Annotated in this window: 17 protein-coding genes and 2 tRNA genes; 3 read left to right on the forward strand and 16 right to left on the reverse strand. The window is 50.1% G+C overall.

Features of this window, described 5'->3' with window-relative positions; genetic code table 11:
- Together BZG81_RS08615 and BZG81_RS08620 are read right to left on the reverse strand one after the other, a co-directional pair.
- A partial coding sequence (locus BZG81_RS08615; RefSeq protein WP_131826432.1) for an Ig-like domain-containing protein occupies positions 1-1,008 on the reverse strand: 1,008 nt, incomplete at its 3' end.
- A 252-nt stretch (positions 1,009-1,260) separates the two neighbouring features.
- Complete coding sequence (locus BZG81_RS08620) at positions 1,261-2,148, reverse strand: LysR family transcriptional regulator (protein WP_198533640.1); 888 nt, start codon at positions 2,146-2,148, stop codon at positions 1,261-1,263.
- A gap of 102 nt (positions 2,149-2,250) precedes the next feature.
- Between BZG81_RS08620 and metE the strand changes: the two genes are divergently transcribed.
- Positions 2,251-4,521: a 5-methyltetrahydropteroyltriglutamate--homocysteine S-methyltransferase gene (metE, locus tag BZG81_RS08625; RefSeq protein ID WP_077677181.1), complete on the forward strand. Its 2,271-nt coding sequence runs from the start codon at positions 2,251-2,253 to the stop codon at positions 4,519-4,521.
- Between the two features lie 134 nt (positions 4,522-4,655).
- On the opposite strand, the gene rpsO is transcribed toward metE, so the two are convergent.
- From rpsO to rlmE, 13 genes are all read right to left on the reverse strand, one after another.
- A complete protein-coding gene (gene rpsO, locus BZG81_RS08630) occupies positions 4,656-4,925 on the reverse strand; it encodes a 30S ribosomal protein S15 (protein ID WP_025673889.1) in 270 nt (89 codons plus the stop codon).
- A gap of 155 nt (positions 4,926-5,080) precedes the next feature.
- The gene (gene truB / locus BZG81_RS08635) at positions 5,081-6,037 is read right to left on the reverse strand and encodes a tRNA pseudouridine(55) synthase TruB (protein ID WP_077461712.1); all 957 of its coding nucleotides are present in this window, start codon (positions 6,035-6,037) and stop codon (positions 5,081-5,083) included.
- 3 nt (positions 6,038-6,040) lie between these two features.
- On the reverse strand, positions 6,041-6,433 hold the full coding sequence (rbfA, locus tag BZG81_RS08640; RefSeq protein WP_077461713.1) for a 30S ribosome-binding factor RbfA: 393 nt from the start codon (positions 6,431-6,433) through the stop codon (positions 6,041-6,043).
- Between the two features lie 87 nt (positions 6,434-6,520).
- Positions 6,521-9,238 carry a translation initiation factor IF-2 gene (gene infB / locus BZG81_RS08645; protein ID WP_077661330.1) on the reverse strand — a complete coding sequence of 906 codons (2,718 nt, stop codon included), beginning with the start codon at positions 9,236-9,238 and terminating at the stop codon, positions 6,521-6,523.
- A gap of 21 nt (positions 9,239-9,259) precedes the next feature.
- Positions 9,260-10,747, reverse strand: coding sequence for a transcription termination factor NusA (gene nusA, locus BZG81_RS08650; RefSeq protein ID WP_077461715.1), 1,488 nt, complete (start codon positions 10,745-10,747; stop codon positions 9,260-9,262).
- A 21-nt stretch (positions 10,748-10,768) separates the two neighbouring features.
- Entirely contained in the window at positions 10,769-11,224 is a 456-nt protein-coding gene (gene rimP, locus BZG81_RS08655; RefSeq protein ID WP_021023286.1) for a ribosome maturation factor RimP, read from the reverse strand.
- A 336-nt stretch (positions 11,225-11,560) separates the two neighbouring features.
- A tRNA-Met gene (locus BZG81_RS08660) sits at positions 11,561-11,637 on the reverse strand.
- 64 nt (positions 11,638-11,701) lie between these two features.
- A tRNA-Leu gene (locus BZG81_RS08665) sits at positions 11,702-11,788 on the reverse strand.
- Between the two features lie 7 nt (positions 11,789-11,795).
- Positions 11,796-12,134, reverse strand: coding sequence for a preprotein translocase subunit SecG (gene secG, locus BZG81_RS08670; RefSeq protein ID WP_021023287.1), 339 nt, complete (start codon positions 12,132-12,134; stop codon positions 11,796-11,798).
- A gap of 176 nt (positions 12,135-12,310) precedes the next feature.
- Positions 12,311-13,648, reverse strand: coding sequence for a phosphoglucosamine mutase (glmM, locus tag BZG81_RS08675; RefSeq protein WP_021023288.1), 1,338 nt, complete (start codon positions 13,646-13,648; stop codon positions 12,311-12,313).
- A 5-nt stretch (positions 13,649-13,653) separates the two neighbouring features.
- Positions 13,654-14,499, reverse strand: coding sequence for a dihydropteroate synthase (gene folP, locus BZG81_RS08680; RefSeq protein WP_077461717.1), 846 nt, complete (start codon positions 14,497-14,499; stop codon positions 13,654-13,656).
- A 62-nt stretch (positions 14,500-14,561) separates the two neighbouring features.
- Complete coding sequence (gene ftsH / locus BZG81_RS08685) at positions 14,562-16,511, reverse strand: ATP-dependent zinc metalloprotease FtsH (protein ID WP_077661332.1); 1,950 nt, start codon at positions 16,509-16,511, stop codon at positions 14,562-14,564.
- A gap of 51 nt (positions 16,512-16,562) precedes the next feature.
- On the reverse strand, positions 16,563-17,192 hold the full coding sequence (rlmE, locus tag BZG81_RS08690) for a 23S rRNA (uridine(2552)-2'-O)-methyltransferase RlmE (RefSeq protein ID WP_077461719.1): 630 nt from the start codon (positions 17,190-17,192) through the stop codon (positions 16,563-16,565).
- A 207-nt stretch (positions 17,193-17,399) separates the two neighbouring features.
- On the opposite strand from rlmE, the gene yhbY reads away from it, so the two are divergent.
- Positions 17,400-17,696 carry a ribosome assembly RNA-binding protein YhbY gene (gene yhbY / locus BZG81_RS08695; protein ID WP_021023292.1) on the forward strand — a complete coding sequence of 99 codons (297 nt, stop codon included), beginning with the start codon at positions 17,400-17,402 and terminating at the stop codon, positions 17,694-17,696.
- Positions 17,697-17,811: 115 nt separating this feature from the next.
- Here the strand turns inward: yhbY and greA are convergent, their stop codons facing one another.
- Positions 17,812-18,285, reverse strand: a complete 474-nt coding sequence (greA, locus tag BZG81_RS08700) for a transcription elongation factor GreA (RefSeq protein WP_021023293.1) — start codon at positions 18,283-18,285, stop codon at positions 17,812-17,814.
- Between the two features lie 268 nt (positions 18,286-18,553).
- Here greA and dacB point away from each other — a divergent pair, with 268 nt between their 5' ends.
- Positions 18,554-20,032 (forward strand): D-alanyl-D-alanine carboxypeptidase/D-alanyl-D-alanine endopeptidase, encoded by a 1,479-nt coding sequence (dacB, locus tag BZG81_RS08710; protein ID WP_077677183.1) that lies wholly within the window; start codon positions 18,554-18,556, stop codon positions 20,030-20,032.
- Positions 20,033-20,038 lie beyond the last annotated feature (6 nt).

The raw sequence follows: 20,038 nt of genomic DNA on the forward strand, positions 1-20,038 counted from the left end.
GCCGGCCACGTCCACGCTCCACTCGCCGTTTTCATCCACGGTGGTGGTGTAGTCTTCGCCGTTGATGGTCATCGCAACGGTATCGCCTTCGGCGATGTCGCCGCCGCTCGCGCTGCCGGTGACCGTGATGGTCTCGCCCGCTTCTTGCGCGTTGATCACGTCATCGCTGGTGATGTTGTTCACGCTGACCGTGCCGGCATCCGCGCTGGTATCAACCTCAGCTTGATCACTCCCCGGCTCGGAGGTGTTGCCGGAGGTGTCGGTAATGGTGGCTTCTACGGTTAATGTTTCTCCGTCTGCAGGAGTGTCTGGCAGTGTGATGGTGACGGTGCCGTCTATGATATTTTGCGCGGTAATCGTCGAGGTTTGACCATTTACGGTTAATACATCACCCGGATTAGCACCAGTATCGGACAGATCGATCAATACCTGGATCCCATCACCAAGCTCTTGCCCACTAATAATGCCATCGTTGTTAGCATCATTAACAATGGTTACGCCAGGGATTCCGGGAGCGGTGGTGTCAATCGCAAGCCCCGCTCCGCCTTCTGCATCGCTACCAATCGCCCCGTCGTTGGTTGCAAGCGAATCAGTATCAAATCCTGAGCTTGCAATGGTCTCGCTTCCATCACGCTCAACATTGACATAACTCCATGAGCCACTGCCGGCTGCAGCGTCACCACCAGCGGCGGTCGCTTGGTCATCTTCAATGGTGATCTCGCCTTCACCATCAAGGATTTGTTGCTGAATCTCGGCTATTTCATCTTGAACATCTTGCGGCAATCCATCGAGCACGGCGCCGGGCTGCTCTCCCTGAGCCTCAACGGCGAGTAACGTTCCGTCGCTAAGTACAATAACAGCCTCACTGTTATCTGGCAGAACCAGCTCGGTTCCAGACGGAAAGGACGTACCTTCGGTCACTGTCATTGGCGTGCCATTGACAAGCAGTACACCATTTCCTTGGATACTTTCGACGTTTACATTGCGAGAGAGCGAGATTGATTTCATAGCCGGGACTCTTTATCCATAAAAAATGTGAGGTGCATTCAAAGTCTATCACTTGCATTATCTAAGGAATTAGACTTCTTCGAAAGTAATTTTACTCCTAAATGTGCACTTTGTACGGCTCAACATTGAGACAATACGTAAGTATAGGTGGGTGTTTGAAACGGCGCGAAACTATGCTCTCAAACCATGCCCTTAAAGTATGCTCTTAAATGTCACTATTAACGGGATTGAGTGTTTTATCTCTTAGTCACATCAATGCATTACGGTTGAACTGGCTTTTTCGATGAAGTCTTGGATGTAATCATCTCTTTGTCCCTCGCGTACACCCAAATGGATCGATTTATGAATGCCTGTTTTGCCCATGCGAAGAATATGTAGGTTTAAACGCTGTTGATATTCCAAAGCCAGCCATTTGGGGAGTGCCGCGATCCCGCGCTCAGCGGCAACCATTTGCAGCATGATATCGGTTGTTTCTATGGTTTTGTGTTTGCGCGGTGCACAGTGCGCCGGCGCCAAAAACTGGGTAAAGACATCTAGACGCGATTGATCAACAGGGTAGGTAATCAGCACTTCCTGTGTTACTTGCTGAGGATCAACATGGTCAAACGCCGCGAGTGCACTTCGTCCGCTCGCCACCAGCACCTGTTCGTAATCAAACACGGATACGTATTCTATGCCTGGTTTAAGTAAGGGATCGGGTGTGACGAGCACATCAACCTCATGGCCAAACAATGCACCTAAACCACCGAATTGGAACTTTTGTTTGACGTCAACATCCACATCCGGCCATTGATGTAAGAAAGGCTCAACCACCTTAAGCAACCACTGATAACAAGGGTGACACTCCATGCCGATGCGCAATGTACCGCGCTGGCCTTGAGCAAATTGTTTAAGCTGCTGTTCAGCGTGCTCGAACTGAGGAAGCATACGCTCAGACAGCGTAAGCAAGTACTCACCCGCTCGCGTGAAATGAAGCTGCCGTCCGGATTTTTGCCACAAGCTAATCCCGAGCTGGCTTTCTAGCTTTTTCATCGCATGGCTAATCGCGGACTGGGTGAGATAAAGCGTCTCTGCGGCTGCGGTAAGCGACCCTTGCTCTTTGATCGCTCGCAAAATATGAAGGTGGTGACGTTCTAACATGTCTATTCCATGACTAAAATTCATTGACTGATGAAATAATGCCATTTTAGTTCATAACGAGAAAGCCCTATGCTGAATTCAATCAAAAAGGAGGACGTATAGATGGCTAAAACTCATAATCTCGGCTTTCCACGTATCGGCGCCCAGCGCGAACTTAAATTTGCACTCGAGCGTTACTGGCGTGGCGAATCATCCCAACAAGACTTAACCGATCTTGCGAAAGATCTGCGCCGCAGTCACTGGCAACAACAAAGTGAACTCGACATCGCTCCCGTTGGCGACTTTTCATTTTATGACCATGTACTCGACACCAGCTTTTTAGTCGGCAATGTCCCTGACCGTGTGGCTGACCATCAAGATAACACCCTGGATAACTACTTCCGCGTCGCTCGTGGCCGCTCGGCAAACGATAGTGCTTGCCAGTGCGTGCATGCCGGTGAGATGACCAAATGGTTCGATACCAATTATCACTACATCGTGCCAGAGTTTACCGCGCAAACAACGTTTAGTCTTCATGCTGAAAATCTATTGACACAAATAGAAGAAGCCAAAATAACCGGTATAAACACCAAGCCAGTTTTAGTCGGCCCCGTGACTTACCTTTGGCTGGGCAAAGAAAAAGATGCATCGAACAAACTGGATCTGCTCGATAAGCTCTTGCCCGTGTATCAAACACTGCTGAGCAAACTGGCAGAAAAAGGCATTGAGTGGGTCCAAATCGATGAACCGATCTTGGTCACGGAGCTCGCGCCTGAATGGCAGACGGCGCTGAAAACCGCGTATCGTGCATTAAGCCAAACCAAGGTCAAGTTATTGCTGGCGAGCTACTTCGGCGAGCAAGCTGAAAATCGTCCATTGGCGCAATCGTTGCCCGTTGACGGCTGGCACCTAGATGCTATTCGTGGCCGAGGGGATGTGGATGCATACCGTGAAACGCTTAGCGATCAGCACGTCCTGTCTCTGGGTATAATCAACGGTCGTAATATTTGGAAAACTAACCTTGATGCCACGTTAGAATGGCTCGAACCGATTCATCAATCTCTGGGGGATCGCCTCTGGCTCGCGCCTTCTTGCTCTTTGCTTCATGTGCCAGTCGATTTGGCGAGCGAACAAAAGCTCGATCCTGAAGTAAAAAACTGGCTCGCCTTTGCCCATCAAAAGCTAGAGGAGCTGGATGTACTCGCGCGCGCCCTTAATCACGGCCGTCAAACCGTTCAGCCTGCGCTGGACAATAACCGTGAGGCAATCGAAAGCCGTCAGCAATCACCACGTGTACACAACCCTAAGGTGCAAGCCGCATTAGCAGCGATTACACCACAATTAGGGACACGGCAGCGTCCGTTTGCAGAGCGCATTCGCTTGCAACACGAGCAGCTCAACCTGCCACGCTTCCCGACCACCACCATAGGCTCATTTCCACAAACCAGTGCCATTCGCCAAACGCGCTTGCAATACAAAAAGGGCGACATTGATGCCGCCACTTATCAAGACATTATGCGCAAAGAGATCGCCCATGCGGTGGAAAAGCAAGAAGCGTTAGGGCTCGATGTGTTAGTGCATGGTGAGGCTGAGCGTAATGATATGGTGGAGTACTTTGGCGAACAGCTAGATGGGTATGTGTTCAGTCAGTTTGGCTGGGTGCAATCGTATGGCTCTCGCTGCGTGAAGCCGCCGATTTTGTTTGGTGATATTGAACGTCCGAAAGCGATGACAGTGGAATGGACCCAGTACGCGCAATCTCTGACTGATAAGCCGCTGAAAGGCATGCTTACCGGACCGGTCACCATACTTAATTGGTCATTTGTGCGTGATGATCAGCCACGATCACAGACCTGTGACCAGCTGGCGCTGGCGATCCGCCAAGAAGTGCAGGATCTTGAGAAAGCTGGCACCCAAATCATTCAAATAGATGAAGCGGCGCTGCGTGAAGGTTTACCGCTGCGTCGCAGTGAGTGGCAAAATTACCTCGATTGGGCAATAAACGCGTTTAAAATTGCCGCCAACGGCGTAAGTGACGAGACGCAAATCCACACCCATATGTGCTATTCCGAGTTTAACGATATCATCGCATCCATCGCGGATATGGACGCCGACGTGATCACCATAGAGACCTCTCGCTCGGATATGGAACTGTTGGACGCATTTGATCACTTTGACTATCCCAATGACATTGGCCCTGGCGTGTATGACATTCACTCCCCCAATACGCCAAGCCAAGCGCAAATTGTTGGGTTAATGGAAAAAGCCGCCGCCCGTATTCCTGCAGAAAGATTGTGGGTGAACCCAGATTGCGGCCTAAAAACCCGCCAATGGGATGAGGTGATCCCGGCATTAGAAAACATGGTTGCAGCGGCGAAAGCGCTTCGTCAGTGACGCTGCATCAGTGATACTGCGTCAGTAGCGCGAAGATCAAAACATCGTCAAACAAAAAACGCGCCACGGATTGCTCCGGTGGCGCGTTTTTTATATAAAGAAAAGGGAGCCTGAGCTCCCTTTTCTCCAGAATCTTAGCGACGGATGCCTAGACGCTTGATAACGTCCAAGTAACGGTCAACACTGTTCTTTTTCAGGTAGTCCAGCAGCTTACGACGACGTGAAACCATGCGTAGCAGGCCACGGCGGCTGTGGTGGTCACCTTTGTGCTCAGCGAAGTGCGATTGCAGATCGTTGATTGATGCGGTCAAAAGGGCGATTTGCACTTCCGGTGAACCCGTGTCGTTCTCGGTTTTGCCAAAATCAGCAACGATTTGTGCTTTTGCTTCTGCAGTCAGAGACATAATGCTCTCCTAATAAGAGTGTGTGATTATCATGCACCAGCCAATCTCTGATTCAGCCGGTGCCCGAAGGCGCGTATTCTACTGACTTTCGTCTAAGGTAGCAATCTATCCACGCCGCTTTTTCCGTTAAACACGCGCAAATGGCAGCGTGTTTTTTAGCCTGCTTCCGGCTGGCGACTGGCCACTAAACGACGTGGCGCCACCAAGCCATCGGCGTCAATTTCACCAACACCAATAAAGTGACGTTCCTCGCCCGCGGTTAAGCGAACAAAGCCACTGGTAGGTGCATTCGGCACCTGTACCGCTTGGCCTTGTAATGCATAGCTGGCCATTACCGGCAACAAGTTGATTTCTCGCAAGTCTTGTACCGCGGTATCAAGTGGGAGTAACAAAGGATCCAGCAACTGCTTAGGTTGGATCTCTTGTTCTCTGGCTTCATTCAACAAGCTTTCGAGCTGCTCTAATGTCACCATCTGGCGCGTCGGATAGCCAGAAACACCCGTGCGACGCAGTGCGGTGACGTGGGCACCACAGCCTAGCATTTCCCCAAGATCATCGACGATGGTTCGAATGTAAGTGCCTTTAGAACAATGGACTTCCATCTCAATCTCATCACCTTCAAAGCGCAACAATTCAATTTGATGAACATGAATCGTACGCGCTTCACGCGGTACTTCAATGCCTTGACGCGCATATTCATACAAAGGCTTACCTTGATATTTGAGCGCGGAGAACATCGATGGGATCTGCTGGGTTTCACCACGGAACTTAGCAATACAGCGCTCCAGCAATCCTAAATTGACTTTTACATCGCGGGTTTCTACCACTTCACCATCGGCGTCTGAGGTATTGGTGCGCTGACCCAACTTTGCCACCACCCGATAACGTTTGTCGGCATCCAGCAAAAACTGAGAGAACTTGGTCGCTTCACCTAGGCAAATTGGCAACATGCCCGTTGCAAGCGGATCCAAGGCTCCAGTGTGTCCTGCTTTCTCGGCAAAAAAGATACGTTTTACTTTCTGCAGAGCATCATTAGAGGTTATGCCCGTGGGTTTATCGAGTAGGATAATCCCATCAACGGGGCGACCTCGACGACGTTGACGACGCGCCATCTTTTATTCCTCACCTTTGTCATCATCATCACGGCGCTCATTATCACTGCGCACCGCTTTGCTCACCAGGTTCGAGATACGAATACCTTCAGTCAGCGACTCATCAAATACAAAAGTCAGTTCCGGCGTGATACGTAAACGAATTGCCTTACCGACCAATGAGCGAATGTATCCGCTCGCTTCATTGAGTGCCTTTAGGCTCTCGGTTGGTGCTTGTTCGTCAACGGTTAAAAAGGTGACGAAGACTTTGGCGTAAGCAAGGTCACGCGAGATTTGGACGTCAGAGACGGTCACCATACCGATACGTGGATCTTTCACTTCACGCTGCAGAATCAGTGCAATTTCTTTTTGCAACTGATGGGCGACGCGGTCCGTCCGGCTAAAATCTTTACCCATTTTCTTTTCTCTCAACAAAATGGGGGTAAGCGCATGCGCCTCCCCCCACGGTGTATCCAAACGACCTGGCTGTTTTTAAACGCTTAATTAGTCAATTGAGCGCTGAATTTCAACCGTTTCAAAGACTTCGATTTGGTCACCAACGCGAACATCATTGTAGTTCTTCACGCCAATACCACACTCGTAGCCTTTCTTCACTTCGTTCACATCATCTTTAAAGCGACGCAGTGATTCCAGCTCCCCTTCGTAGATAACCACGTTATCACGCAGAACACGAATTGGGTTGTTACGCTTAATCAAGCCTTCAGACACCTGACACCCGGCAATTGCGCCTAGTTTTGGTGACTTAAAGACATCGCGAACTTCTGCCAAACCAATGATTTCTTGTTTGAACTCAGGCGCAAGCATACCGCTCATCGCTTGTTTCACTTCATCAATCATGGTGTAGATAACAGAATAGTAGCGAAGATCTAAGCTTTCATTCTCGATAGTCTTACGTGCGGTCGCATCGGCACGCACGTTAAAGCCACAAATGATCGCGTTCGATGCCGCTGCCAGTACCGCGTCGGTTTCAGTAATACCGCCCACGCCGGAACCAACAATCTTCACTTTGACTTCGTCAGTTGACAGTTTAACCAGTGAATCGGCAATTGCCTCAATCGAACCTTGTACATCGGCTTTCAGAACGATGTTGAGCTCAGAGACTTCACCTTCTTCCATGTTCGAGAACATGTTTTCCAGTTTGGCTTTTTGCTGACGCGCCAGTTTCACATCACGGAATTTACCTTGACGATAAAGTGCCACTTCACGGGCTTTCTTCTCGTCACGTACAACCGTAGCTTCATCACCGGCGGCAGGGACACCTGACAGACCTAAGATCTCAACCGGAATGGATGGACCAGCATGTTCGATGTCTTGACCGTTCTCATCACGCATCGCACGAACACGACCGTATTCAAGGCCACAAAGTACAATATCGCCTTTATTCAAGGTACCTTCTTGAACCAAGACAGTCGCAACAGGACCACGGCCTTTATCCAGACGAGATTCAACCACAACGCCACGCGCCATGCCTTTCTCAACCGCTTTCAGCTCAAGGACTTCTGATTGCAACAAGATGGACTCGAGCAAGGTATCAATGTTTTCACCCTGTTTAGCAGAGACGTGAACAAAGATGTTCTCACCGCCCCACTCTTCTGGGATAACATCATACTGCGCGAGCTCATTCTTGACGCTGTCAGGGTTAGCACCTTCTTTATCCATCTTGTTGACGGCAACAATCAAAGGTACACCCGCGGCTTTGGCGTGTTGAATCGCTTCTTTGGTTTGTGGCATCACACCATCATCGGCCGCAACCACCAACACAACGATATCCGTCGCACCCGCACCACGTGCACGCATCGCGGTAAACGCTGCGTGTCCTGGCGTATCCAGGAAGGTGATCATGCCGTTATCAGTTTGTACATGGTACGCACCGATATGCTGAGTAATACCGCCAGCTTCACCCGTTGCAACGTGTGCTTTACGGATGTAGTCGAGCAAGGATGTCTTACCGTGGTCAACGTGACCCATGATAGTAACAACCGGTGCACGCGGTGCCATAGGTGCATCGTTATCACGATCAGAGAGTACGGCCTCTTCCAGCTCATTCTCTCTGCGCAGGATAACTTTGTGACCCATTTCTTCCGCGACAAGCTGTGCGGTTTCTTGGTCAATCACCTGGTTAATGGTCGCCATTGCACCCATTTTCATCATGGTTTTAATGACTTCTGCACCTTTCACCGCCATTTTATTCGCGAGCTCAGCAACCGTAATGGTTTCACCGATCTCGACTTCGCGGTTTACTTTCTGGGCAGGTTTTTTAAAGCCATGCTGCATCGAAGACGGCTTAGCCATACGGCCTTTGCCTTTACCACCTTTGCCACGACGGCCTCGGGGGTTTTTGTCTTCTGTTGCAGTGGCTTTTTTCTTTTTCTTACGACGCGGCGCGGCCGTTTCTTCGCGGCGATCCGCTTCGTCTTCCGCTTCGCGGGCATATTCGGAGGTAACCGTATGGTGGTCAGCCGCCTCCATGGTACTTAGCGCTTTGTCTTGATCTGACCAGCGCTCTTGATTTGCTTCTGCCATTTTGCGTGCCTCTTCTAACTGCCGCTGACTTTCTTCTTCAGCTTTACGCTTGGCTTCCTCTTCCTGGCGACGCTTAAGTTCATCAGCTTCTTTCTTCGCTTGCGCATCAGCAGCACGAGTGGCAGCAGTATCCGCTGCGTCGTCTTCAGGCTGCTCAGATTTTGGTTGCGCTTGCGGCTTGGCTTCACGCTTAGCTTTTTCTTCAGCTTCGCGTTTGGCTTTCTCTTGTGCTTCACGCTTGGCTTTTTCTTCGGCCTCACGTTTCGCTTTCTCTTCTGCTTCGCGTTTTGCTTGCTCTTCCGCTTCTAGACGCGCTTTTTCTTCGGCTTCGCGTTGGGCTTGCTCTTCCGCTTCTTGCGCTGACTTTTGGTCTTCAAGCTCGCTACGCTTCACATAAGTGCGCTTTTTACGCACTTCGACTTGGACATCTTTGTTTTTTCCGCCAGCCCCTGACACGCTCAGTGTGCTACGTTTCTTGCGCTGAAGCGTCAGACGCGTCGGAGCATTGCCGTTGTCACCATGCTCACGCTTTAAATGCGTCAACAAAGCTTGTTTTTCATCTTGGCTTACCTGATCGTCCGCCGATTTTTGCATACCAGCTTCTTTAAACTGCTTCAGCAGACGATCAACCGGCGTATCAATTTCCTTCGCCAGTGTATGTACTGTAACCTCTGACATTCTGCTCCTCCTTTGCCGTCTTTACGCTTCGTCGCTGAACCAGCAGATATTACGCGCTGCCATAATAAGCTCGCCTGCACTGGTTTCGTCCAATCCATCAATATCTAACAGATCGTCAGTGCCTTGATCAGCAAGATCTTCCAGCGTCTTCACGCCTTTCGCGGCCAGTTTAAAGGCCATCTCACGAGAAAGGCTGTCTAATGCCAGCAGATCTTCGGCAGGTTCAGCGTCTCCCAGCGATTCTTCTTGTGCGAGCGCGATGGTGGTCAACGCTTCTTTCGCACGTGCGCGCAAAATGTCGACAGTATCTTCGTCTAAGCCGTCAATTTCGAGCATTTCGCTGGTTGGCACATAGGCCACTTCTTCAAGGGTGGTGAAACCTTCTTCCACCAAGGTTTGTGCAAAGTCTTCGTCAATATCGAGATATTTAACAAACAGCTCTAACGAAGCTTGTGCTTCTTCTTGGTGTTTTTTCTGGAGGTCTTCAACCGTCATCACGTTCAGTTCCCAACCGGTCAGTTGAGAGGCCAAACGCACGTTTTGTCCGTTACGCCCAATCGCTTGCGCCAGGTTATCAGCCTCGACGGCAATATCCATGGAGTGGGTATCTTCATCGACGATGATAGAGGCGACGTCTGCAGGCGCCATGGCATTGATCACAAATTGGGCAGGATTATCGTCCCAAAGCACAATATCAATACGCTCGCCACCCAGTTCAGTTGATACCGCTTGTACACGTGCACCACGCATCCCCACACACGCACCGACGGGATCGATACGTTTGTCGTTGGTTTTCACGGCAATTTTAGCGCGTGAAGCAGGATCGCGGGCAGCGCCCATCAGCTCAATCATCTCTTCGCCAATTTCTGGCACTTCGATGCGGAATAGCTCACTGAGCATTTCTGGCTTGGAGCGCGTCATGAACAATTGGAAGCCTCGCGCTTCAGGACGCACAGCATACAACAGACCACGTACTCGGTCGCCAGGACGGAAGTTTTCACGAGGGAGTTGATCATCACGTTGAATAACCGCTTCCGCGTTGTTTCCTAAGTCGACAATGATAACATCGCGATTGACTTTTTTGACCACACCGGTGACAAGCTCACCTTCGTTATCCATGAACTGCTCAACCACTTGTGCACGCTCAGCTTCACGCACTTTTTGTACGATCACTTGCTTAGCGGTTTGGGTGGTAATGCGGTCGAAAACAACCGATTCAATTTGATCTTCTACAAACCCGCCTAGTTCGAGGGTTTCATCATCATATTGGGCCGCTTCCAACGTGATTTCACGCGTTGGCTGGGTGACTTCATCGACGACAAGCCAACGACGGAAGGTGTCGAATTCACCGGATTTGCGATCAATGGCGACACGCACATCGATTTCGGCCTCGTACTTCTTTTTGGTTGCCGTTGCCAGCGCGGTTTCCAGTGCTTCGAAAATACGCTCTCGTGGAACGGCTTTTTCGTTTGAGACCGCTTCGACAACAGCCAAGATTTCTTTATTCATCTACTAATGCCTCATTTACTCTTAAAATGAAGGAACCAGGTTTGCTTTGGCGATGTTACTCAAGGCAAACGCCTCATCTTGGCCGTCCACGCGAACCGTGATGGTATCGCCATCGACAGAAAGGATTTCGCCTTTCCACTTACGGCGGTTTTGCATAGCCATTTTCAGCACGATGTTCACTTCATGCCCGATGAATTGCTGATAGTGATCAGCGGTGAACAGTGGACGATCAACACCTGGAGATGACACCTCTAGGTTGTACGCCACTGTGATTGGGTCTTCCACATCCATTACCGCGCTCACTTGACGGCTCACATCGGCACAATCGTCCACCGTGATACCATTTTCATGGTCAATAAAGATACGCAGTGTTGAATGCTGGCCAGCTCGAACAAATTCAAGCCCAACCAACTCATAATCCAACGCCTCAACAGGCGCGGTTAAAAGTTCAGCCAGTTGTTTCTCTAATCCTGTCATTCCAAACCCCAGAAATAAAAAAAGGGCTTAAAAGCCCAGTTACTATCCGAATGGTCTTCTTCAGATAACAAAAAACCCCGAAAATCGGGGTTTAATGTAACTGGACCCTGATGCTATGCCATCAACATAAGTCGTTAGCATAGCCGTTATTGCTGGTGTCGGAATCATCGCAACAATAACGAGAGAGTAACTCTCTACACAAAGGCTTATTGGTCCGCTTCGTGCTGCCCCGAGGGCAAAAAGGCTAGCACGTGGCTAGCCCGGTCAGCGTGGCTTTGACAACAAACGCTGACGCGTTATTCAGTTTAGCCGTTATTTAAACAACAAACTTAAAATTGGTTGCGGGAGACGGATTTGAACCGCCGACCTTCGGGTTATGAGCCCGACGAGCTACCAAACTGCTCCATCCCGCGTCCGATTCGCGATAATTATATCGCTTTTTACAACAAAGGTGCAAGTGATTGCCCTTTGTGAACTTGGTGCCGAGAGCGGGACTTGAACCCGCACGCCTATAAAGGCACTACCCCCTCAAGATAGCGTGTCTACCAATTCCACCACCTCGGCTCAATTCTTACTGAGGGATCTCACTGTTATCAACAGGGATTTCATCCTCTTTTGGCGCAGCTTGCTGTTGTGTAGCAGGCTCGCTTAAATCTTCAAAACCGCTTTTTGCTTTAGGGTCATGCGCTGTCAAGTTACCGAGCACAAGACTCAGTGCGAAGAACGCGATTGCAAAACCGGTTGTCATTCGGGTTAAAAAGTTTCCAGAGCCGCCAGAGCCAAACACAGTGTTTGATGCCCCAGCCCCGAATGAGGCTCCCATATCTGCGCCTTTACCTTGCTGAACCAGAACCAGGCCAATTACACCGATTGCGGCCAACAGATAAATCACAAGTAGAATTTCGTACATGGTTCCACCTATGCTCCAGGTTGTTGAGCCGGCAGTGTTACTTCTCAGCCAGCGCAGCCCCCTTTGTTGGGAGCGGGTGAATACTAGCGAAAGCGCGGTGATGAAACAAGAGAAATTTACAAAAAACCTTGATTTCGACGTCGTTTGCGCAATCTATGACCACCCGCCCGTTATTATTAACAGTTCGCCTTCACCGCCTCTGCAATTTCGAGTGCGTAGGCGTTCACGTTATCAGCATCCGGTCCTTCGACCATCACCCGAATCAAAGGCTCAGTGCCTGATTTGCGCAGCAACACGCGCCCCTGCTCACCCAGTTTATTTTCCACTGCGGCTTTGGCAGCCAGTACGGGCTCACTTTGGAGTGGGTCGACACTGCCACTAAAGCGCACGTTTTCTAGTACTTGTGGCAATAACGTCATGCCATCGCTTAACGCTTTTAAATCCATTCCCGTGGCGGCAACACTAGCCAGTACCTGCAATGCCGCCACAATGCCGTCTCCGGTGGTGACTTTATCCAAGACAATCACATGGCCTGAATTTTCCGCACCAATTCGCCAGCCTTTTTCTTGGAGTAGCTCCATCACATAGCGATCACCCACTTTGGCACGTGCGAATGGGATCCCGAGCGATTGTAATGCCAACTCCATGCCCATGTTGGTCATCAAAGTGCCAACCACGCCGCCTTTCAGCTCACCACGGCGTAAACTTTCGCGCGCGATGATGTAGGCAATTTGGTCGCCATCAATTTTATTGCCAAGGTGATCAACCATGATCACACGATCACCGTCACCATCAAAGGCTACCCCAAGGTCTGCTTTTTCTTCCAACACGCGTTGCTGCAGCGCGCGTACATCGGTAGCTCCCACTTCATCATTGATATTGGTCCCGTTTGGCGCACAGCCAATGGTCAGCACGTCTGCCCCTAATTCACGAAAAACAGAGGGGGCAATGTGATACGTCGCACCATGGGCGCAATCAAGGATAATTTTTAAGCCACTCAGGCTTAACGCACTGGGGAAGGTGCCTTTACAGAATTCGATGTAACGTCCGGCCGCATCGTTGATGCGGCTTGCTTTGCCCAATTCGGCAGATTCGACACAAGTAAGTGTTTTTTCGAGTTCCGCTTCAATCGCAAGCTCAACATCATCGGGAAGTTTGGTGCCCTCGGAGGAGAAGAATTTAATGCCGTTGTCGTAATGCGGGTTATGTGAGGCAGAAATAACGATCCCTGCTTCAGCGCGAAACGTTTGAGTCAGATACGCAATCGCCGGCGTTGGCATAGGGCCAGTGAAAGCGGCTTCTAAGCCTGCTGCGGATAAGCCTGATTCGAGTGCAGACTCAAGCATGTAGCCCGATATTCGAGTATCTTTACCAATCAGCACTTTGCGGGTACCTTGTTGCGACAAGACGCGCCCGGCGGCCCAACCTAGTTTGAGCATAAACTCTGGGGTGATCGGAAATTCGCCCACCTTACCGCGCACACCATCTGTGCCAAAGTATTTACGTTCTGCCATTGTTTTTATTCTCCTGGTGCTTCATTTTCTTGCATCGTCAACGCCACGACCTTGAGCGCATCGGCCGTCTCTTTAACATCGTGAACACGGATAATCTGTGCGCCTTTCACTGCCGCTAACGTGGCACAAGCGATGCTGCCACCTAGCACGTCGTGAGGTGTTTTATCTAGCGCTTTGTAAATCATAGATTTGCGCGACATCCCCGCCAAGATCGGCAGACCAAAGTGATGGAAATGATCTAATTGTGCGAGCAACTGATAGTTGTGTGCCAAGGTTTTACCAAACCCATAGCCCGGATCCAAAATGATATTTTGCCTGATAACACCAGCATCCAGGCAAGCATCTATTCGCTGGTTTAGAAATTGTATTACGTCTTGGATAACATCCGTGTAGTCGGGTGCCGCTTGCATGGTTCTAGGCTGACCCTGCATGTGCATGATGCACACGGGTACCTGGAGATCRGCAGCGGCAGTCAATGCGCCAGGCTCTCTGAGCGCGCGAACATCATTGATCAGGTTCGCGCCAGCTTCGACAGCGGCGCGCATGACCGCAGCTTTGCTGGTATCAATCGAGATCCAGCAATCCGATCGCTCGCGGATAGCTTTTATCACTGGTACAACACGATTAATTTCGTCTTGCTCTGCCACATCAGCGGCACCAGGACGGGTCGACTCGCCCCCAATATCGATAATCGTCGCGCCATCAGCCAGCATCTGTCGTGCCCGCTCAACGGCTTTGCTTTGTTGTTGAAACAATCCGCCATCAGAAAAGGAATCCGGCGTGACATTGAGGATCCCCATAACGACGGGGCTATCAAGAGACAGGGTTTTATTCTGGTGTGTTATTTCCATGCGTTTACTTCCAAGCACGATCAAAAAAACCCCGACGTATCGGGGTTTGTACTACTGTTGGTTTACGCTTCAGATTGGTTTTCTGAATCTAACGGCTTTTGTTTTTTATCATCTGATTGTTCATCAGATGCTTTCGTCGCTGATTCATCCGGTTTTTTGGGCGTGTCATCCGATGAAGACCCCCCGTCACCGCCTTCCCAACCTGCAGGCTCGCGAACATCACGACGGGCCATCAAGTCATCGATTTGTGCCGCATCGATGGTCTCGTATTTCATCAACGCATCTTTCATCGAATGCATGATATCGAGATTGTCTGCCAAGATTTGTTTTGCACGGTCGTAGTTACTGTCAATGATTTGACGGATTTCTCCATCAATCAAGCGCGCCGTTTCGTCCGAAATATGCTTGGTCTGTGCCATTGAACGGCCAAGGAAAACTTCGCCTTCCTCTTCCGCATAGAGCAATGGACCTAGTTTCTCTGAAAAGCCCCATTGCGTGACCATTTTGCGAGCAATTTCTGTTGCACGTTCAATGTCATTGGATGCCCCGGTCGAGACTTTGTCTTTTCCGTAAATCAGCTCTTCGGCTAAACGACCGCCATAAAGGCTTGAGATCATCGAGTTCAGGTGCTGACGCGACATGCTGATGCGGTCCTGCTCAGGCAGGTACATGGTCACACCCAATGCGCGTCCACGTGGGATGATCGAGACTTTGTAGACAGGATCATGTTCCGGCACTAAACGTCCAACAATGGCATGGCCTGCTTCGTGATAGGCAGTCGACTCTTTGATTTCTTCTGACATCACCATCGAACGGCGCTCTGCACCCATCATGATTTTGTCTTTAGCCAGTTCAAACTCGACCATGGAGACCACACGCTTGTTACCGCGAGCCGAGAACAATGCTGCCTCGTTGACCAAGTTAGCTAAATCGGCCCCTGAGAACCCTGGGGTACCACGTGCAATAAGCGATGCATCGACATCATTGCCGAGGGGGACTTTGCGCATGTGCACTTTTAGAATATGCTCACGGCCGCGGACATCAGGCAAGCTCACCACGACTTGGCGGTCAAAACGCCCCGGACGTAATAACGCAGGATCCAAGACATCAGGACGGTTCGTCGCGGCGATAACAATCACCCCTTCGTTCCCTTCAAAGCCGTCCATTTCGACCAGCATTTGGTTAAGGGTTTGTTCACGCTCATCGTGACCGCCGCCTAAGCCAGCGCCACGTTGACGACCCACTGCATCGATCTCATCGATAAAGATAATACACGGTGCCGCTTTCTTGGCTTGCTCAAACATATCACGGACACGTGATGCACCAACACCCACGAACATTTCGACGAAGTCAGAGCCGGAAATGGTGAAGAAAGGCACTTTCGCTTCGCCTGCAATGGCCTTCGCCAGCAAGGTTTTACCCGTACCCGGAGGCCCTACCATCAATACACCGGTTGGAATTTTACCGCCCAGTTTTTGGAATCGGCTTGGATCACGCAGGTAATCCACCAGCTCTTTGACGTCTTCTTTTGCTTCGTCACAACCAGCGACATCGGTGAACGATGTTTTGACCTGCTCTTCGCTCATCATTTTGGCTTTTGATTTGCCAAATGACATAGCGCCTTTGCCGCCCCCGCCTTGCATCTGACGCATGAAGAATATCCATACCCCGATAAGCAACAGCATAGGGAACCACGAGATGAAGATAGACGCCAACATGCTTGGCTCTTCTGGTGGTGTCCCTTTGACACTGACATTTTTGTTAAGCAAGTCATCTAACAACTTTGGATCGTTCATAACAGGCATGTAGGTGACATAATTCGAGCCGTCACGTCGGGTGACACTCAGCTCGCGATCGTCAAATTTTACTTCCTGTATTTGATCGTTGCCGATTTCGCGTACGAAAGAGGTATAGTCGACTTGACGACCGGCGTTGTCACCTGGTCCAAAACTTTGGAACACAGACATTAAGACAACGGCGATAACCAGCCACAGAATCAAGTTTTTTGCCATGTCACTCAAGGTGTTAGCCTCGCATAACTGAGATAGATAAATGTAAGGGTACTACAGTTTATAACCTGTAGCCACAATGTAGACCTCTCGCGACCGTGCGCGGGATGAGTCGGGTTTACGAATTTTGACCGCTGTAAACATTTTACGGACTTCGGCCAGATAATGATCAAAGCCTTCTCCTTGAAATACTTTTACCACGAAGCAGCCTTTGGGGCCTAACACTTCCCGGCACATATCCAACGCCAGCTCCACCAAATACATCGCACGCGGTTGGTCTGCCGCCTGGTTGCCACTCATGTTCGGCGCCATGTCAGACATCACCACGTCAACCATGTCAGGTTGTATACGATCAAGAAGGGCATCAAGAACGGTTTGTTCACGAAAATCACCTTGGAGAAAGCTGACGCCTGGCATCGAATCCATCGGTAAGATGTCGCACGCGATCACTTGGCCTTCATCGCCGACTTGCGTCGCCGCATACTGCGACCATCCGCCAGGCGCGGCCCCTAAATCGACCACTGTCATACCGGGCTTTAAGATGCGATCTTTTTGCTGGATTTCTTCCAGTTTAAAGATAGCGCGTGAGCGATAACCTTTTTTTTGCGCTTCGTGCACATACTTATCGTCAAAGTGTTCTTTCAACCAACGTCCTGAGCTAGCTGAATGCTTTTTGTTCGCCATGTTGTTCCTAACCAAACCCTATTGTTGGCAACGCATTATCATAAAATTCAATCGATTGCGCACTGAATGTTATTATTAAAGGTAGCTCAAAAGCGGCTATCTAGATAATTCGGTTGCCATGGAGCGTCTTTATACTGTTTCAGTTTGTGATGAGATGGCGTTAGAATGGCATGTTTTCAACCCCTAGCAAATAGAAATCGAGCCAACATGAAACTCAGCACCAAACAAAAACAGTATCTCAAAGGACTGGCTCACCAGCTTAAGCCTGTAGTCTTAATGGGCGCCAATGGCTTAACCGAAGCCGTGGTCGCTGAAATTGAGCTTGCGCTTGACCACCATGAATTGATCAAAGTGAAAGTCGCATCAGAAGACCGCGAGACCAAAAACCTGATTGTCGACGCTATCATTCGTGAAACTGGCGCCGAAAAAGTGCAGGTTATCGGCAAAACACTGGTGATTTACCGTCAAAGCGAAGAGCGTAAAATCACATTACCACGCAAATAGTTTGGGTGGCCTTAGTGGTTTGCCGCACTTGCGCTGAAGCATAACAAAAAAGGCCGCGTCGCGGCCTTTTTACTGTTGAAAACTCAGCGAAAAGTTACATCTCGTAACACTTTACTTAGACGTAATCGACGCTGCCAATCTCAAATTCTTTCACACCACCCGGTGTGGTGATGCTCACTTCTTCGCCTTCTTCTTTACCAATTAAGCCTCGGGCAATCGGTGAGTTCACTGAAATAAGGTTGGCTTTAATGTCCGCCTCATCATCACCCACGATACGATAGGTCAGTTCTTCGTCGGTATTGATGTCAATCACAGTCACGGTAGCACCAAAAATCACTTTGCCATTATTCGGCATTTTGGTGACATCAATCACTTGAGCGACCGATAGTTTGTATTCAATATCGCGGATTTGCGCTTCACAAATCCCCTGCTCTTCTCGCGCAGCATGATATTCCGCGTTTTCTTTTAAATCACCCAGCTCACGCGCCTCTGCAATGGCGTTAGAGATCTCTGGGCGACGTTTGGTCAACTTGTCCAGCTCTTCTCGTAGCAGCTGCTCGCCGCGTACGGTCATTGGCACTTTATCCATAAATGACATTACCTCTTTCAATCCACAGCAAAGGGATTTTGGCAAAACAAAGCCACGCCCAAACAAAAATTTGGGCGCGGCGGAATTCAACGCTTTTTTTCGATTGTAAACAAGAATTGGCGAAAAATCATCTCTGATCCGGCAATAGCGTGACCGACCAACCGGTGATTGTCCAGCAGATGAGGTGTATCAGGCCATGCGTGCGGCTTGTCTTCAAGGCTGGACAGGGTAGGATAAACACGATGCAATAACACAAAGGCTCTCACTCATGATTCGCGCTCTTTTGCGCTGCCTAGCACCGATACGTTGCCTAGCGGTTATTTTCTGCCTCGCACTTAGCGTATTGTTCACAACATCACTAGCTTATGCATCGAATCAGCTGACGATTGAACAGCTGACCCCTTTATTGCCCAAAGGCAGTCAGGCCGCCTTGTGGGTCAGCGATCCCCAACACACACAACCGCAGCTTAGTGAGCAAGTAGATGCATTGCTTCCCCCTGCGAGTACACAAAAGCTACTCACCGGGCTCGCCGCTCGCCTTTATTTACCGAGTACCTTCCGTTTTTCGACACGGCTGGTACAAGCTGGCGATGACATCGCGCTTATTTTTAATGGCGATCCTTTATTAACTCGCAAAGATATTCGTCAGCTACTTAGTCAACTGCCTCGTCGAGGGCTGGATAATATCAATCATCTTTACCTGGACGGCCAAGCCTTCGCCGGTCGCTCTCGTGCCCCCGGATGGCCTTGGGATATTCTCGCCGTCTGTTACAGCGCTCCCTCAACCGCAATAACACTGGATCATAATTGTGTGCAGGGGGCAATATACAGCCAGCCCGATCAAGTACAAACACGCGTTCATGTCCCTCGTCATCAGCCAATTTCAGTGACTAGCGACGCCCTTACGGTGACAGAAGAACAGCAAACAGCGCGTCACTGCGGGCTTGATTTAACCGCCACCGTGGATAATCAGTATCACTTTTCTGGCTGTCTTGCCCACCGGGACAGGCCACTGCCATTAAATTTTGCGGTTCAAACCCCTTCCGCCTATGTGAAAGCCATTGTTGCCGATGAACTCGCACGATTGAATGTGCACCTCAATGGTCAAATTCTGGTCGCACCGGCTCCCAGCCAACATCGTGAACTTGCCCGCCATCACTCTGTCCCGTTGCCGTCACTGCTGACCACCATGTTGAGAGACTCAGACAACTTGATTGCGGATAATCTTTTGAAAGCGCTCGGGCGGCGCTATTTTCAGCAGCCGGGATCTTACCGCAATGGCGTCGCGGCAGTTAAAGCCATCTTGCAAAAGGCAGGGATCGACCTATCCCGCGCGATCTTAGTGGACGGATCCGGTTTATCCCGAAACAACCGTTTAAGCGCGCGCCAGTTGGCCAGTGTTCTTCACTATATCTCGACGCATCCTGAGCTGGGACTGATTGATATGCTCCCCACGGCAGGCATGGATGGCACACTTAAGTATCGGCAAAGTGTCCGACACGCACCGATTAAAGGGCGGTTAAAAGCCAAGAGCGGCTCGCTTTATGGCAGTTTTAACTTGGCCGGTTTACTGGAGGATGACACCGGGCAGGTGCATATTGTGGTGCAGTTGGTCAGTCATTATCACCCGGATGAAGACGCGTTACCTGACAATGTACCCGCACCGATCACCCAATTTGAACGTGAGTTTTATCACGCATTGATCCGTGGCCAGCTCGTACCTGCTTTCGCTCGCGCTCAGCCATAAACGCGC

Origin of the sequence: Salinivibrio sp. MA607 (genome assembly GCF_001996245.1) — a bacterium.
In the GTDB taxonomy this organism is placed as follows: domain Bacteria; phylum Pseudomonadota; class Gammaproteobacteria; order Enterobacterales; family Vibrionaceae; genus Salinivibrio; species Salinivibrio costicola.